The organism is Haloarcula sediminis (assembly GCF_035656455.1).
Lineage (GTDB): Archaea > Halobacteriota > Halobacteria > Halobacteriales > Haloarculaceae > Haloarcula > Haloarcula sediminis.
Map to the genome: position 1 here is coordinate 107,069 of NZ_JAYMGA010000003.1, position 14,846 is coordinate 121,914.

Here is a 14,846-nt window from a genome sequence, read left to right on the forward strand (position 1 = left end):
AACACTCAAGCCGTCGTTTGAGCCACTACAAGAGCTTTATCTGAACCACATCACGTCCCGGTATGGAACGCACACGACGCGACGCCCTCCGGCTCGCCGGCGTGTCGGTAGCAGCGCTGGCCGCCGGCTGTCTCGACGACGCGGACACCCCGGCCGGCACGCCCACGGACCGGCCGACCGAAACGTCCACCGACCGGCCGACCGAGACCCCGCCCACGAACGGGCAGCTCCCCCCGGACCTGGAACGGGTCGACGAGCCGCCCTACGATATCACCGTTCCCGAGTGTGGCGATATCAGCTCCGACGGCGGTGGGAGAGACCCGCTGTATCTCTGTGCGAACATGGCGACGGAGCCGTCGCTGTCGTTCGAACAGGCACATACCAGGGGGAGTGTCCTGGCCGACGCGGGGCTCGAACTGTCCGACGACAGCAGCGGCGACGAACTGTTCGCGACGCTCCTGACCGAGGCGTCCGACCTGGACAGGGTCGACAGCGAGGCCGACGGCGAGACCGCACAGCTAATTCGAGAGACGGACGTCGACAGCCACGCCGTCCTCGTCGTCCAGACCGGCTGGGGGTCGGGGTCGGTGTATCCCCACCTCAAGCGCGTCGAGGCGACCGGCGACGGCGTCCACGCCTTCGGCTGTCACAGCGACCCCTGTATCGTGACCGACGACTTCACCTCGCGGACGACTGCCGTCCGCTTCGAGCGTCCCGAGACCCTGGAGACGGGGGTGGTCAGTCTGACCGTCGCCCCGGACGAACGCTGGAACGTCGCCGCCGGCGAGGGCGTCGTGTCGGTTCCCGGGGCGGAGTGAGCGCTGTCGCCGGCCGCTCCCAGTCGGCTACACCCGACCGACGGTGACGAAGAACGGGACCGTCTCCCGGCGCTCGTAGTCGTCGGTCTGCATCTGTGTCACGACCGCCCGACCCATCTCGCGCCACTGCTCGCGCAGGGCGTCGTACTCCTCGGGCGTGGCCTCGCCGTCGAGGATGGTCTCGCGGTCGGCCGCCAGCCCCTCGCCGGTGGCCTTCTGCCGGGCCTCGCGGACGGCCCGCGTTCCGTACGGCGGCTCGACGGTGAGTTCCTGGTCGTACCGTCGGGTCGAGACGACCTCGAGGCCGGCCGCCTCGAAGACAGCCGCGGCGTCGGCGCCCATTTCTACGTCAGTGTCAACCCCGTCGAGGAAGAGCTCGCGGGCGCGCCGGGCCAGCCGGGGCTCGCTGTCGACGGTAGAGCGGACCGTGACCGCGCCGTTGTTGGGCTCGACGGCCGCGACGCGGTCGCGGGCCACGCGAGCGAACTCGCTGACGGCGGCGACCGGGTCGGAGAGGTTGATGAGCAGCGCCTGACACACCACCAGATCGAACGTATCGTCGGCAAAGGGGAGCCGCGTCGCGTCGCCCCTGACGGTCGGCCCCGGGACCGACGACAGGAGTTCGGCGTCGGCGTCAAGTCCCACCACGTCGCCGTCGCTCTCCTCTCGGAGCACGCGCGTGAGTTCGCCGGTGCCACAGCCGGCGTCGAGAATCCGGTCGCACCCGCCGATGTCGAGGTCCGACAGGGCCGTACGGGAGTCGGCCCACATCCCCGAGCGGGTGGTCTCCAGGTAGTCCGCGGAGAAACGTCGCACGCGAGAACGCAGTCGGGACAGCAGCAAAAAGTCCGCGGTCGCCGGTCAGTCGGCGCGCAGCTCGCGCACCCGCTCGATGTTCCAGGCGAAGCTCTTGCCGTCCTCGGTCGGGGTTTCGAGGACGAACGGCACGTCCGCGACGGCGTCGTGGTTGACGAACGCCTCCATGCCCGCTTTGCCGATCTCGCCCTCGCCGATGTGGGCGTGTTCGTCCTTGTTGGTCCCGCAGGCGTGTTTGGAGTCGTTGAGGTGGATACAGGCCAGGTCCTCGAACCCGACCACATCGTCGAACTCGGCGAACGTCTCGTCGACCTCCTCCGGCGTCGAGAGGTCATAGCCCGCCGCGAACATGTGGGCGGTGTCCAGACAGAACTCGATGTCCAGACTGGTCCGTTCCCGAACCGTCGCCAGGTGTTCGAACTGGCCGCCCAGTTTCGTCCCGCTGCCGGCGTCGGACTCGATGAGGACGGTGACGCCGTCGGGCACGTCCAGCTCGTCCAGCACGCTCGCGGCGTTGTCGAGCCCGCCGTCGACGCCGGCGCCGGTGTGGGCGCCCAGGTGAACGTTGACGTACTCGATGCCCAGTTTGTCGGCGGCGTCGACCTCTTTCTGCATCGAGTCGAGTGACTTCTCCCGGAGGTCGTCCTTTGGCGTACAGAGGTTCACGAGATAGGAGGAGTGGATAACCCACGGGCCGACGCCGTTGTCCTCGCTCAGCTCGCGGAACTTCGCGGCCTCGTCGTCCTCGATGTTGGGGTCCTGCCAGACCTGCGGGGAGTGGGAGAATATCTGGCCGCAGTTGCCGCCGTACTCGACCTGCTCGTCGACGGCGTTGTAGGCGCCGCCGGCGATAGAGGTGTGTGCACCGACTCGTACCATGGACAGCGGTGAGGGACGCCGGATAAAAGGGGTTCCGAAGTTCCGAGGTCACCCCCACAGCGACGGGACCCCATCGAGGAGCGACGCCACGAGATAGAGACCCAGCGCGGCGAAACAGACACCAAGAACCGTCCCGACGATGTTGAGCGCACCGACTATCGCCGACAGACCAGCGAGGAACAACACGACGCCGACGCCGGCAAGCAGTATCGTGCCGACCGCACCCAGAATGGCATCCTGGGTCGCTTCGTGGACGATACGGTACAGTTCGGCCTCGGAGAGGGCCGGCGCGCTGTCGGACTCGTCGTCTGGGGAGGGCATGTCCGGTCAGTTGCGGCCGGTCGATAAAAGTGACAGTGATAGCGCGACCGGGCTACAACCCGCTCGGTCAGGGCGTCCGTCGAACCCACTCGTCGGTGGCGTACTTCGACTCCGCGCGCTCGCGTGCGCGGGCCCGCTCGTCGTCCGTCCAGTCACCCTCGTCGGCGCCGGCCCACTCGGCCAGCGTCTCGCGGAGCGTCGCAACGAGCTTCTCGCGGTCGACATCGACATACTCGTCTATCGCGCCCACACGCTCGCGGAAGGCGTCCGGGTCCGGTTTGGCCGTGAAACAGCCGCAGTGACGGTCGGGTCGGAGCGACACCGACAGCGAGCCGTGCTGGACGACGGCGTCCTTCCGACGGTACTGGGCGTTGCCGCCGAGCTTGCGGCCGTCCGGGCCGACGATGTCGTGGGCGGGATGTAGCGCCCGCAGGTAGCAGGCCGGCTGGTGGACGGCCTCGCGTTCCGCGTCGACGAAACTCGCGTCGACGCCGATACCCTCGAAAGCATCCAGTATCGGCTCACAGAACAGCTCGTAACATTCCATCAGGTCGCCCGGGACCGCGTCGGCCGGCGCGACGATGCTGTAGGAGAGGTCGGCGTAGCGGTCGTGGTAGATGGCGCCGCCACCGGTCGGCCGGCGCGTGACGTCGATACCCTCGCGCTCGCAGTAGTCCCAGTCGACGGTGTCGGGGTCCTGGTTGTACCCCAGCGAGAGCACGTCGGGCCAGGTGTAGACGCGGACGGTGGCCGGGCCGCCCGCCGCCGCCGTCTCGGCGGCAATCTCTTCCAGTGCCATCGTCATCGGGCCGCTGTCGGTGGCTTCGCCGATGACCCGCCAGTCCAGCTCCGCGAGTGTCATTGGCGCCGGTACGGGGCCGCGGGGATTAGCCGTTGTGAATGTCGGCGCGACTGTCTCATCCCGGACCGTCGCCGTCGACGAGCCGTCCCATCACCCGGGCCTCGGCCTTCCGGAGGTGTTCGGCGGCGGTACCGGGCGAGCACCCCAGGGCCTCGGCCACGTCGGCGGTCGACCCCTCGCGGGGTTCGTCGTAGTAGCCACAGTCGACGGCGGCGGCGACGGCCTCAAACTGCCGGTCGGTCAGGGCCGCCGTCGGCTCGAAGCGGTGGTTCACGTACTCGCCGACCTCGCGGACGTCGACGCCGATACCCTCGGGGACGGCCTCGACGGCACGCTGGACGGTCTCCCCCGGGCCGACGAGCGTGAGCTCCATCGTCCCGTCGGCCCGGAACGCAACCGGCGAGACGCCAACCAGCCCGGCGGCGGTGACCGCGTCGACGATACTCTGGCCCGTCTCGGAGAACCGGTCCCGGACGTAGAGGTAGAACGTGTCGTCCGGACACCTCGATATCTCGTATTCGATGACGTAGTCGGTCGCCTCCAGGGCCTCCCGATAGGGGGCAATCGGGTGGCCGTCGACGTAGAACAGCATCGTGTGGATGTCGGCCTCGATGTTGTTCCCCCGGAGCAGGTAGCTCGCCTCGTAGCCGTCGTGGTCGACGACGAACTGGTGCATCGGGTTGCGCGCCTCGGGCGGCAGCGACAGCGAGAGCCTAACGTACTTCACACCAGCCATGGGGCCGCCGAATATAAATGCGCCTCGCCGCTGGGGCACCACGGCGAGGGCGACAGGGAGCGACACCGCAGGTATGTCCGACGCCGTCGCTAGACCGGCCGAAGCGACCGCCGACCTCGTCGAACCGATTCGCGAACGCGTCGTCCGGGCGGAGACCCACGAGAACGCGCCGGCAGTCGTGATTCGCGCCGACGAGGTCCAGGCGGTCCTCTCGACGCTCAAAGCCGAGGTGGGGCTGGACCACTGTGCCTGTGTCACCGCCCAGGAGTACGCCGACCGCTTCGAGACCATCTACCACCTGCGAAGCTACGATGACCCGACCCGGGAGCTGTCGGTCGTGGTTCCCACTGCCCACGACGACCCCCACAGCGAGTCGGCGGCCCCCGTCTACCGGACCGCCGGGTGGCACGAACGGGAGGCCTACGACCTACTGGGCATCAGCTACGACGACCATCCGGACCTCCGCCGGATTCTGCTGCCCGAGACCTGGCAGGGCCACCCGCTGCGCCGGGCGTACGACCGAAGCCAGCCCCAGATTGTTACCTTCCGCGAGCACCGGCAGCTGCTCGAAGACGAACGCACCGGTCCGGACACGATACACATCAACGTCGGGCCACACCACCCCTCGACACACGGCGTGCTCCACCTGAACGCCGAACTCGACGGCGAGCAGGTGGCCGGCGTCGACCCCGATATCGGCTACATTCACCGCTGCGAGGAGCAGCTGTGTCAGAAAGGCACATACCGCCACCAGATCATGCCCTACCCCGACCGCTGGGACTGGAGCGGCGCCGGGCTGTTGAACGAGTGGGCCTACGCGCGAACGGCGGAAGCCCTCGCCGACATCGAAGTGCCCGACTACGCCCAGGTCATCCGGACGATGTGTGGCGAACTCGCTCGCATCCTCTCGCATATGCTCGCCGTCGCTACCTACGCCCTAGACGTGGTCGGGGAGTTCACTGCCGTCTTCCAGTGGGGCATCCGGGACAGAGAGATAGTCCAGAACATCCTGGAAGAGCTGACCGGCCAGCGGCTCATGTTCAACTACCTCCGGCTGGGCGGTGTCGCGTGGGACCTCCCTGAGCCCCGCGAGCCCTTCTTCGAGACGGTCGAGGCGTTCCTCGACGGGCTCCCCCGCAAGCTCGCCGAGTACCACGACACGCTCACCGGCAACGAGATCCTCCAGCTCCGGACCGTCGACACCGGATATCTCGACCCCGAAACCGCGAAGGCCTACGGCTGTACCGGTCCCGTCGCGCGGGCCTCCGGCGTCGACTACGACCTCCGCCGTGACGACCCGTATGGCTACTACGACGAACTCGACTGGTCGGTCGTCACGGAGGACGGCGGCGATAACTTCGCTCGCCTGCTGGTCCGGCTGCGCGAGGTCGAGGAGTCGGCGAAAATCATCAGGCAGTGTGTCGACCTGCTCCGGGAGTGGCCTGAAGACGACCGCGAGATTCAGGCCAACGTTCCCCGAACGCTGCGGCCCGACCCGGACACGGAAATCTATCGGGCGGTCGAAGCCGCCAAAGGGGAACTGGGGATTTACATCCGTTCCGACGGCACCGAGACGCCCGCCCGGTTCAAGATTCGGGGCCCCTCCTTCTCCCACGTCCAGGCGCTCCCGGCGATGGCCGAAGGCGAGTACGTCGCCGACCTCGTGGCGACGTTGGGGAGCCTAGACACCATCATGGGCGAGGTCGACCGGTAGCGCCTAGAGGTCGCCCAGGTCGACGGTGTAGCCGCGGGGCGTCGGCGTGTCGTTGCCCGGCGCCGCGACGACGGTCACGGTGAGCGTGTCCGGCCGGTCGCCGGCGGGGAGCTCCCAGGCGCCGGTGACCAGCCCGTCCTCGCCGGTGTCGAGCGTGCCGGTCGTCGCTCCCGACCCCTCGACGGTGCGGCCCTCGCGGGTGGTGACCGCTCCGAGCCGAAGTTCGTAGCCGTCGATGGGGTCGGTGACCGCCACGGTGAGGACGAACTGCGTCGCGTTGTCGTCGTCGGTGAGCGTCGCCCCGTCGACCCGCTCGGTGGCCGCGGTCCCGGAGAGTATCTCGTCGCCGACGGTCGCGCCGTCGACCTCGGCAGCCGGGGTCGGCGTCGCCGCGGCCCCCTGTCCACCGCCGCCCACGTAGTGGGCGATGAGGCCGCCGAAGGTCACCACCTCGATGGCGATGGGGATGGCGATGGCGAGCACGATGAGCACCCGGACCATGCTCACCTCCGGCGGGTCGACGTCGTCGAACATCAGACCGGGATGGGCGGGCTACCCGGTACGGTGATGCCGCCGGAGACCATGCTCCAGAGCGGCGGCCCGTAGGCGATGACGATGAGCACCAGGGCGATGGCAGTCCAGAGCTTGTAGTTGTCGAGTATGCGCGGGCTGTGGTCCGCACCCGAGAGCGGGTCGGGGATCGAACCATTGACCGAGAGGGTCCCGCCCCGGTGGGCGAGCCAGGTCTCGGCCATCACGAACAGGAACATCGCCGCGCCGACAAACAGCAGCGTGCCGCCGATGGCGATCTGGATGCGCATCTCGCTCATGCTCCCGGCGACGCCGCTGAAGGCGAACTCGTCGTAGGTCGGCTCGGCGGTCCGGCGGGGGACGCCCGCCAGCCCGGCCCGGTGCATCGCGTTGGACATCAGCGCCATGCCGATGAACCAGACGTACGGCTGGGCGACCGCGACCGACCGTCGCTTGAGCTGCTTGCCGGTTATCTGGGGGACCAGCCAGTAGCTGATGGCCATCGCCGTCAGGGCAAAGGCCGTCCCCACGGTGAGGTGGAAGTGACCGGGCACCCACAGCGTGTTGTGGATGAGGTAGTTGATGTTCATCCCGGCGTTTATCATCCCGCTGAATCCGCCGGCGGCGAACATCAGGCCGGCCAGCATACAGCCGGTGAAAGCCGGGTTGTCCCACGGCAGCTCACGGATCCAGCTGACGTATCCCGTCGCGCCGCGCTGTCGTGCGGCGTGTTCGACGCTGGCGACGACGGTAAAGGCCGTCAACAGCGACGGCAACAGCAGGAACATCGTGTTCGTCATCGCGATTGCCTTGAACCCTTCCGGGATGCCGGGGTCGACGTACTGGTGGTGGAACCCGACCGGCGTCGACAGCAACAGGAACAGGACGAAAACGACGCGGGCGAGCGGGTCGCTGAACAGCCGCCCGCCGGCCAGTTTCGGCAGGATGGTGTACCACACCAGATAGGCGGGCATCAGCCAGAAGTACACCACGGGGTGGCCGAAGTACCAGAACAGCGTCCTGGTCAGCAGTGGGTCGACCTGACTGATGAGCCCCAGCGACCACGGGATGAGGAAGGCGACCACCTCGACGGCGACGCCGATGGTACTGACGTACCACATCAGCATCGTCGTCACGACCATGAACACCTGCAGCGGGATGCGCTCGTCGGGGTTCTCGGAGCGCCAGTCCCACAGCGACTTGAAGTAGGCGCCGCCGGCGACCCACGAGCCGACGATGAGCAGGGCCGCCCCGACGTAGAAGAACGGGTGCGCCTGCATCGGCGCGTAGAAGGTAAAGAGCACGTCCGCGCTCAGCTCCTGGCCGAGGATCGAGGGCGCGCCCATGATCCCACCGAGGATGGCGACGGCGGCAAGCACCGTTCCAAACAGCATCAGCCAGAACGCGCCCCAGGCGATTCGCTGGGGGAGCTCACGGTCCAGATTCTTGGTCACCGCCCAGCTAAAGAGCCCGGCGATGAAGAAGGTCGTAAACACCAGCGCCAGCAGGACGCCGTGTCCCGTCAGGAGGGTGTAGTAGTCCGCGGAACTGATGAGCCCCTGGAAGACGCCGGTCCGGTGCAGCGCCTGGACGATGCCAAAGAGCGCGCCGATACCGAGCGCGACAAAGGAGACGATGAACTGGCTACGAACTAGTTTCGACGTCTTGGGGTAGCTATCGACGAAGACCATCAGTTTTGCACCTCCGTGTCATTGTACGTGTACTCGGACTGGGACACCACCTCGATGGACCCGCCCATCTCGTGGTGGGCTGCCCCGCAGTACTCGTGACAGACCAGCCCGTACGTACCGGGGTCGTCGAATCGGGCAGTGACTTCGGACACCTGCCCGGGGATGACCATCGTGTTGATGTTCGTCTCGACGATGGAGAACCCGTGGGTCACGTCCGCGCTGGTCACACGGAAGGTGACCCGCGTGTCCGCGGGGACGCGTATCGGGTTATCACCGGTCCCTGGGTCGAACTGGAACTGCTGGGCCACCACGTAGACGACGTAGTGGCTGTCGTTCTGTTTGACGACGCCGGGGTCGTCGAACCCGGTCCCAGTATTGCCTTGCTGGACCGCCTGCGGATCTATCTCGCCGCCCGAGTCGTCGACCATCTGGACGCCAGCACTAACAGTCCCGTAGCTGACGGTGGCGATGAAGCCGACGATGAGCAGGAGCGCTGCGCCAAGCCAGACCTTCTCGAAGTTGTGAACCTGCATTGTATCACCCGATCACCGAGACGCGGCCGAGGAACTCCACGAAGTACATGAACACCCACAGCAGGGCGATGAGGACGAAGTAGAACGCGATGAGCGATGCCGTCCCCGTCGGGTCGAACTCGTCGTGGCCGACCTCGACGTCCGGCTCCGTCGCCGGTGCCTCCTCGACCGGCGTCGGGCCGCTCGCCAGTTCGAGGTCCGAGCCGGACGGCTCCGGCGGTCGCTCGCGGTAGCGCCGACGCATCACCGCGGCCAACAGCAGCGGCGAGAAGAAGGCCGCAAGCACCGAGCCCGCCAGCAGCCACCCCGGCCCCGACATCGAGATGTCGGTGCCGCCCTCGCCGCCGGCCCCGCCCTCCAGCGGGCCGCCGACCACGACGGCGCCTTTCATCCCGAGGCTCTCGTGGGGTGTACAGACGTACTTGTAGATGCCGTACTCCTCGAAGGTGTGGCTGTAGGTCGTCCCCTCCGCGGCGACCGGGTCACCCGAGTCCAGCGGTCCGTCGCCGTCCGAGACGACGTTGTGCCCGCTGCCCTCACCGGTCCACGTCCAGGTGACCTCGGTGCCGGGTGTGACCCGGACCGCCGGGGGGTCGAAGGCGAACGCGCCGTTGTTCCCCTCCGCGCCGACCGCTATCTCGACGCTGTCGGAACCGGTCTGGTCGACGGTGTTCCCGTCGTAGTTCGAGACGCCGTCGAAGAACCCCTCGTAGTCGGGGTCGGCCGGCGGTCCCTCCGGGCCGGGCGTTCCGGGTCTGACCACGACGGCGCCTTTCATCCCGAGGCTCTCGTGGGGCGTACAGACGTACTTGTAGATGCCCTCGCTCTCGAAGGTGTGGCTGTAAGTCGTCCCTTCCTCGGCGACCGCCTCACCCGAGTCCAGGGGCCCGTCGCCGTCGGAAACGACGTTGTGGGCCTGACCCTGGCCGGTCCAGGTCCAGACGACCTCGGTGCCGGGATTGACCCGGACCGCCGGGGGGTCGAAGGCGTAGTTCCCGCTGTTCCCCTCCGCGCCGACCGCTATCTCGACCGTGTCCTGGCCGCGCTTGTCGACGGTCCCGTCGAAGTTCGAGACGTCGTCGAACCAGCCGCCGTAGTCCGGCTCGCTCTGTGCGCTCGCGGTCCCGGCCACGCCGAGAGCCGCTGCCCCGGCGGTCGCCGACAGGAACTGCCGCCGTCCGACGGTCATCGGCCACCTCCCGGTGTGCTGGTCGTCCACGCGCTACCGCTACTGAACGATACCATACTGGACCGGTTTCACCCTAATCAAAAAAAGGGATTACGGCATTCCTGCGTTGTTGGAATACGCCAACCGTTTTTATATAGCGTCCGCATAACCCTCTGTCATGTCATCATCCAGCCCGCGACTCGTGACGCTGCTTGCACTGCTGGGACTGGCACCAGTCGCCTACTACATCCTCGGGACCGGCCGGAACATCGTCGCCCTCTCGCTGGTCAGCGTCGTCATCATTGCGGCGAGCCTCTTCCTGATGACCGGCGACCACGAGGGCCAGGCCGCCTGAGATGGCGCTCGGGACCGGCGGGCTGTCGGCGGGCGAGACCACCGGACTCGCCGCGATGGTCGGCCTCGGGCTCGTCGGGAGCGTCCACTGTCTCGGGATGTGTGGGCCGCTCGTGACGACCTACGCCGACCGGCTCGACGACGGCGGCCCGCTGTCGCTGTCGGAGATACGCCAGCAGGCCCTGTTCAACGTCGGTCGCACCGCGAGCTACACGCTGCTTGGCGGCCTGTTCGGCGCTGTGGGCGCGCTGGTCTACGATGTGGCGGCGCTCGCCCGGGTCGGGACCGTCGTCCGGGGCGGGGTCGGTGTCGTCGTCGGTCTCGCCATTCTGGCCATCGGGCTGGGCTACCTGACCCGGGGTCGGGCCGTCGACCTCGCCAGGGGGCTCCCCGTCGTCGGCGCCTGGTTCGAGCGGGTCTCGTCGGCGCTTGTCGCGCGCCTCGACCGGCTGGTCGACGGGCCGGGGATGGTCGCGCTGGGCGCGATACACGGGTTGCTCCCCTGTCCGCTGTTGTACCCGGCTTTCCTCTATGCCGCGGCCACCGGCTCGGCGGTGACCGGCGCCGCCTCGCTGGCGGCGCTGGGAGTCGGGACCATCCCGTTAGTGTTCGCTTACGGCACCGCCTTCGGCACGCTCTCGCCCGGGCGGCGCGAGTCCCTGCACCGCGTCCTCGGGGCCCTGTTTGTCGTACTCGCGCTGGTACCGCTCGCGAACGGTCTGGCGGCCTTCGGCGTCGCCGCCCCGAAACCGCCGCTGCCGATGCCCTGGACATGACCGACTGCACTCTCTGTGGCCTGGCGACCGACGACCCCGTCACCGACAGCGACGTGGCCGGCGACTTCTGCTGTCGGGGCTGTCTGGAGGTCGCTCGCACCCTGGACGAGCCCGGCGACACCGACCCGGACGCCGTCGAGACCGCGGACCCCGACGACGCCGAGGGCGAGACGGCCTTTTGCTCGGTGTCCGGGATGCACTGTGCGACCTGCGAACTGTTCCTCGAACGGCAGGCGACGTCCCAGGAAGGTATCGCCGGCGCATCGGCCAGCTACGCGACGGGGACGATGAAAGTCACCTACGACCCAGCCCGGATAGACGCCGACGCGCTGCCCGACCGGCTCTCCGGCGCGGGCTACGAGGTCTCCCGGCGCGAGCCGGGCGAGGAGGACGACAACGAGCAGGTCGGGCGGCTGCTCGTCGGCGGCTTTTTCGGGATGATGACGATGCTGTGGTACGTCCTCTTTCTCTATCCGTCGTATCTCGGGGTTGACCTCGGCCTGGTCGACCTCAACGGGGCCGCCGGCTCGTACCTGCTCTGGAACACCGCCGTCATGACCGGTGTCGTGGTCGGCTACACCGGCTGGCCGCTGTTGCGGGGCGCGGTGGTGAGTCTGCGAACCCGCCGGCCAAACATGGACCTGCTGGTGGCGATGGCCACGACGACCGCGTTCGTCTACAGCGTCGTCGCGGTGGTCCTGGGTCGGACGGAGGTGTACTTCGACGTGGCGACAGTCATCGTGCTGGCCGTCTCCGTCGGCGACTACTACCGCGACCGGGTCCGCCGGGCCGCCGCGGGGCGGCTGACGGACCTGACCAGCCAGCGGGCCGAACAGGCCCGCCGGCGGACCGGCTCCGGCACCGAGACGGTCGGCGTCGACGCGCTCGCGCCGGACGACGAGGTGGTCGTCAGAGCCGGCGAGCGCATCCCCGTCGACGGGCACGTCCTCGAAGGGACCGCCGGCGTCGACGAGTCGCTGGTGACCGGCGAGTCCCTGCCGGTCCGGAAGACCTCGGGCGACGAGGTGGTCGGCGGCGCCATGGTGACCGAGGGGGGACTCGTGGTCCGGGTCGGCCCCGAGGCCGAGAGCACCGTCTCCCGGCTCACGGAGCTGCTCTGGAGCGTCCAGAGCGAGCGCGGGGGCGTCCAGCGACTCGTCGACCGCATCGCGGCCGTCTTCGTCCCGCTGGTGGTCGGGCTGGCCGTCCTCGCGGGGGCCGGTCACCTGCTCGGCGGGGCGGCCCCGACCGACGCCCTGCTGACAGGGCTTGCGGTGCTGGTGGTCTCCTGTCCCTGCGCGCTCGGCCTGGCGACGCCGCTGGCGACGGCCGCCGGGGTCCGGGCGGCACTGGACGAAGGCGTCGTCGTCACCGACGGGTCGGCCTTCGAGACCGCCACCGAGGTCGACGTGGTCGCGTTCGACAAGACCGGGACGCTCACCACCGGCGAGATGCGGCTGGTCGAGCGGCCCGACGACGGGGGCCTGTGGCGGGCCGCGGCCCTCGAACAGTTCGCCGACCACCCGCTTGCCGGCGCGATTACCGACGCCGCGCAGGCGGCCGATGCCGTCGTGGAAGACGTCGAACACCACCCCGGCCGGGGCGTGAGCGGTGTCGTCAAAGCGGGCGGGCAGGCGGCCGGCGAGCGCGTCGTCGTCGGGACGCCCGCGCTGCTTGCCGACGAGGGGCTCGCGGTGCCGGACGAACTGGCCGACCGCTGCGAGCGCGCCCGCGCGGACGGGCAGATTCCCGCGCTCGTGGGCTGGGACGGCCGCGCCCGAGACATCGTCGTCGGCGGCGACCAGCCCCGCGAGGGGTGGGAGAGCGTCGCCGAAGCGCTCGCGCCCCGCGAGGTCGTCGTCATCACCGGCGACGGCCCGGCCGCGGCCGCACCGTTCGAGCGCCACGACGCGGTCGATGAGGTGTTCGCCGGCGTCCCGCCGGACGCGAAGGCCGAGGTGGTCGAGCGACTCAAATCCCGAGGCACCGTCGCGATGGTCGGCGACGGCACCAACGACGCGCCGGCGCTGGGGACCGCCGACCTGGGCATCTCGCTGTCCTCGGGCACCGCGCTGGCCGCCGACGCCGCCGACGCGGTGGTGACCACGGACGACCTCGGGGCGGTGCCCCGGGTGTTCGACCTGACCCGCCGGACCCGCCGGCGCATCCGCCAGAACCTCGCGTGGGCGTTCTGCTACAACGCCGTGGCGCTGCCCCTGGCGCTCGCCGGCCTGTTGAACCCGCTGTTTGCCGCGCTGGCGATGACTGTCTCCAGCCTGCTCGTCGTGGCCAACTCCGCTCGGTCGCTCGGTGACGGCGACGCCGTCACGACCGAACAGGGAGCCACAGCGCCCGCAACGCCGGCGGCCGGGGACTGAGCGGGTCGTGTCTAGTTAAGAGAAATGGATGCTCACAGCCAGAAAGCCCCACCCAAGCCGGTTGACCAACCGGCTACGGGAGGGACTGAAAGGGGCGGCTGGCTCCGGGAAGACGGCCGATGCAAGGACCGCAACGTAGTGAGGACCGTAGCGAGGCCCTCGACCGGAGCCAGCCGGGGCTTTCTGGCTGTTTGCAGTCCATCTCCCGTAACTAAAGACGGCAGACTGAACGCGTCCGGTCGCTTTTGTACGTCCCACGCCTACTGGGAGTGATGACCGAGCAAGCGACGTTCGCGGGCGGGTGTTTCTGGTGTACCGAGTCCGTCTTCAAACAGGTCGAGGGCGTCGAGGCGGTGATCTCGGGCTACGCCGGCGGCCACGCCGAGAACCCGAGCTACGAGGCCGTCTGCCGCGAGGAGACGGGCCACGCCGAGTGCGTCCAGCTGACCTACGACCCGGAGGTAGTGAGCTACGAGGAGCTGCTGGGAGTGTTCTTCACGACGCACACGCCGACGACGCTGAACCGGGAAGGCAACGACGTGGGGACCCAGTATCGCTCGGCGGTGTTCTATCACGACGACGAGCAACGCGAGACCGTCGAGGCGTTCATCGAGGACATCGGGCCGGCCTACGACGACGACATCGTCACCGAGGTCGAGCCCCTGGAGACGTTCTACCCCGCCGAGGAGTACCATCAGGACTACTTCGAGAAGAACCCCAACCAGTCTTACTGCCAGATGACCATCCCGCCCAAGCTCGACAAGCTCCGGGCGAAACACGCCGAGTTGCTGGCATGAGCTTCGAGACCGAGGTGGACCTGCGCTTTGACGACTTAGACACCTACGGCCACGTCAACAACGTCCGGTACGGCACGTATCTGGAGGAGGCCCGCATCGACTACCTCGCCGAGGTCGTCGGCGACGGCAGCCGGGCGTTTCTCGCGGACAGCGACGACGGCATCGTCATCAAGACACTCGACATCGAGTTCGAGCGGCCGGTCCGAAGCGCCGACAGCGTCACCGTCGGCGTTCAGGTGCCCCGGCTGGGCACGACAAGTTTCCCCTTCGAGTACGAAATCCGGGACGGCGATGCGGTCGCGGCGACCGGCGAGACGACCGTCGTGACCTACGACCGTGCGGCCGGCGAACCCCAGCCCATCCCCGAGTCCTGGCGCGACGCCATCAGCGAGTTCGAGTTCGGGCAGTAGCGGGTTCTATCGCCGATGTTACCTGTATCTGAGCAACTGCAACGGTGAACAGCCAGAAAGCC

The 14,846-nt window shown here is 68.4% G+C and carries 16 protein-coding genes; 7 read left to right on the forward strand and 9 right to left on the reverse strand.

Annotated elements, in window-relative coordinates:
* Positions 1–62: 62 nt before the first annotated feature.
* On the forward strand, positions 63–818 hold the full coding sequence (locus tag VJ162_RS07215) for a hypothetical protein (protein WP_324663356.1): 756 nt from the start codon (positions 63–65) through the stop codon (positions 816–818).
* Between the two features lie 27 nt (positions 819–845).
* Here the strand turns inward: VJ162_RS07215 and VJ162_RS07220 are convergent, their stop codons facing one another.
* From VJ162_RS07220 to VJ162_RS07240, 5 genes are all read right to left on the reverse strand, one after another.
* On the reverse strand, positions 846–1,589 hold the full coding sequence (locus tag VJ162_RS07220; RefSeq protein WP_324663704.1) for a class I SAM-dependent methyltransferase: 744 nt from the start codon (positions 1,587–1,589) through the stop codon (positions 846–848).
* Between the two features lie 90 nt (positions 1,590–1,679).
* Positions 1,680–2,513, reverse strand: a complete 834-nt coding sequence (locus VJ162_RS07225; RefSeq protein WP_324663357.1) for a deoxyribonuclease IV — start codon at positions 2,511–2,513, stop codon at positions 1,680–1,682.
* A 48-nt stretch (positions 2,514–2,561) separates the two neighbouring features.
* Positions 2,562–2,834 carry a hypothetical protein gene (locus tag VJ162_RS07230; RefSeq protein ID WP_324663358.1) on the reverse strand — a complete coding sequence of 91 codons (273 nt, stop codon included), beginning with the start codon at positions 2,832–2,834 and terminating at the stop codon, positions 2,562–2,564.
* A 67-nt stretch (positions 2,835–2,901) separates the two neighbouring features.
* Positions 2,902–3,696: a lipoate--protein ligase family protein gene (locus VJ162_RS07235; RefSeq protein WP_324663359.1), complete on the reverse strand. Its 795-nt coding sequence runs from the start codon at positions 3,694–3,696 to the stop codon at positions 2,902–2,904.
* 55 nt (positions 3,697–3,751) lie between these two features.
* On the reverse strand, positions 3,752–4,423 hold the full coding sequence (locus tag VJ162_RS07240) for a helix-turn-helix domain-containing protein (protein ID WP_324663360.1): 672 nt from the start codon (positions 4,421–4,423) through the stop codon (positions 3,752–3,754).
* A gap of 82 nt (positions 4,424–4,505) precedes the next feature.
* Between VJ162_RS07240 and VJ162_RS07245 the strand changes: the two genes are divergently transcribed.
* On the forward strand, positions 4,506–6,146 hold the full coding sequence (locus VJ162_RS07245; RefSeq protein WP_324663362.1) for an NADH-quinone oxidoreductase subunit D: 1,641 nt from the start codon (positions 4,506–4,508) through the stop codon (positions 6,144–6,146).
* Positions 6,147–6,149: 3 nt separating this feature from the next.
* On the opposite strand, the gene VJ162_RS07250 is transcribed toward VJ162_RS07245, so the two are convergent.
* The 4 genes from VJ162_RS07250 to VJ162_RS07265 are packed head-to-tail and all read right to left on the reverse strand — an operon-like array spanning position 6,150 to position 10,090.
* Positions 6,150–6,680: a hypothetical protein gene (locus VJ162_RS07250; protein ID WP_324663364.1), complete on the reverse strand. Its 531-nt coding sequence runs from the start codon at positions 6,678–6,680 to the stop codon at positions 6,150–6,152.
* Positions 6,680–8,368, reverse strand: a complete 1,689-nt coding sequence (locus VJ162_RS07255) for a b(o/a)3-type cytochrome-c oxidase subunit 1 (RefSeq protein ID WP_324663365.1) — start codon at positions 8,366–8,368, stop codon at positions 6,680–6,682. Before VJ162_RS07255 ends, VJ162_RS07250 begins: the two co-directional genes overlap by 1 nt.
* Positions 8,368–8,901 (reverse strand): cytochrome c oxidase subunit II, encoded by a 534-nt coding sequence (locus VJ162_RS07260; protein ID WP_324663367.1) that lies wholly within the window; start codon positions 8,899–8,901, stop codon positions 8,368–8,370. The genes VJ162_RS07255 and VJ162_RS07260 overlap by 1 nt, the downstream gene beginning before the upstream one ends.
* Positions 8,902–8,905: 4 nt before the next feature.
* Positions 8,906–10,090 carry a halocyanin domain-containing protein gene (locus tag VJ162_RS07265; protein WP_324663368.1) on the reverse strand — a complete coding sequence of 395 codons (1,185 nt, stop codon included), beginning with the start codon at positions 10,088–10,090 and terminating at the stop codon, positions 8,906–8,908.
* A gap of 157 nt (positions 10,091–10,247) precedes the next feature.
* Between VJ162_RS07265 and VJ162_RS07270 the strand changes: the two genes are divergently transcribed.
* The 5 genes from VJ162_RS07270 (at position 10,248) to VJ162_RS07290 (ending at position 14,784) form a co-directional block, all read left to right on the forward strand.
* A complete protein-coding gene (locus VJ162_RS07270) occupies positions 10,248–10,424 on the forward strand; it encodes a hypothetical protein (protein ID WP_324663370.1) in 177 nt (58 codons plus the stop codon).
* A gap of 1 nt (position 10,425) precedes the next feature.
* Complete coding sequence (locus tag VJ162_RS07275) at positions 10,426–11,199, forward strand: sulfite exporter TauE/SafE family protein (protein ID WP_324663371.1); 774 nt, start codon at positions 10,426–10,428, stop codon at positions 11,197–11,199.
* Entirely contained in the window at positions 11,196–13,577 is a 2,382-nt protein-coding gene (locus VJ162_RS07280) for a heavy metal translocating P-type ATPase (protein WP_324663372.1), read from the forward strand. The genes VJ162_RS07275 and VJ162_RS07280 overlap by 4 nt, the downstream gene beginning before the upstream one ends.
* Positions 13,578–13,849: 272 nt before the next feature.
* Entirely contained in the window at positions 13,850–14,374 is a 525-nt protein-coding gene (gene msrA, locus VJ162_RS07285) for a peptide-methionine (S)-S-oxide reductase MsrA (protein ID WP_324663373.1), read from the forward strand.
* The gene (locus tag VJ162_RS07290; RefSeq protein ID WP_324663375.1) at positions 14,371–14,784 is read left to right on the forward strand and encodes an acyl-CoA thioesterase; all 414 of its coding nucleotides are present in this window, start codon (positions 14,371–14,373) and stop codon (positions 14,782–14,784) included. Before msrA ends, VJ162_RS07290 begins: the two co-directional genes overlap by 4 nt.
* Positions 14,785–14,846 lie beyond the last annotated feature (62 nt).

Excerpts from the sequence above, each read along its gene's own strand:
- VJ162_RS07215 (WP_324663356.1), top strand. The coding sequence starts at position 63 with ATGGAACGCACACGACGCGACGCCCTCCGGCTCGCCGGCGTGTCGGTA.
- VJ162_RS07220 (WP_324663704.1), bottom strand. The coding sequence starts at position 1,589 with ATGTGGGCCGACTCCCGTACGGCCCTGTCGGACCTCGACATCGGCGGG.
- VJ162_RS07225 (WP_324663357.1), bottom strand. The coding sequence starts at position 2,513 with ATGGTACGAGTCGGTGCACACACCTCTATCGCCGGCGGCGCCTACAAC.
- VJ162_RS07230 (WP_324663358.1), bottom strand. The coding sequence starts at position 2,834 with ATGCCCTCCCCAGACGACGAGTCCGACAGCGCGCCGGCCCTCTCCGAG.
- VJ162_RS07235 (WP_324663359.1), bottom strand. The coding sequence starts at position 3,696 with ATGACACTCGCGGAGCTGGACTGGCGGGTCATCGGCGAAGCCACCGAC.
- VJ162_RS07245 (WP_324663362.1), top strand. The coding sequence starts at position 4,506 with ATGTCCGACGCCGTCGCTAGACCGGCCGAAGCGACCGCCGACCTCGTC.
- VJ162_RS07250 (WP_324663364.1), bottom strand. The coding sequence starts at position 6,680 with ATGTTCGACGACGTCGACCCGCCGGAGGTGAGCATGGTCCGGGTGCTC.
- VJ162_RS07255 (WP_324663365.1), bottom strand. The coding sequence starts at position 8,368 with ATGGTCTTCGTCGATAGCTACCCCAAGACGTCGAAACTAGTTCGTAGC.
- VJ162_RS07260 (WP_324663367.1), bottom strand. The coding sequence starts at position 8,901 with ATGCAGGTTCACAACTTCGAGAAGGTCTGGCTTGGCGCAGCGCTCCTG.
- VJ162_RS07265 (WP_324663368.1), bottom strand. The coding sequence starts at position 10,090 with ATGACCGTCGGACGGCGGCAGTTCCTGTCGGCGACCGCCGGGGCAGCG.
- VJ162_RS07270 (WP_324663370.1), top strand. The coding sequence starts at position 10,248 with ATGTCATCATCCAGCCCGCGACTCGTGACGCTGCTTGCACTGCTGGGA.
- VJ162_RS07275 (WP_324663371.1), top strand. The coding sequence starts at position 10,426 with ATGGCGCTCGGGACCGGCGGGCTGTCGGCGGGCGAGACCACCGGACTC.
- VJ162_RS07280 (WP_324663372.1), top strand. The coding sequence starts at position 11,196 with ATGACCGACTGCACTCTCTGTGGCCTGGCGACCGACGACCCCGTCACC.
- msrA (WP_324663373.1), top strand. The coding sequence starts at position 13,850 with ATGACCGAGCAAGCGACGTTCGCGGGCGGGTGTTTCTGGTGTACCGAG.
- VJ162_RS07290 (WP_324663375.1), top strand. The coding sequence starts at position 14,371 with ATGAGCTTCGAGACCGAGGTGGACCTGCGCTTTGACGACTTAGACACC.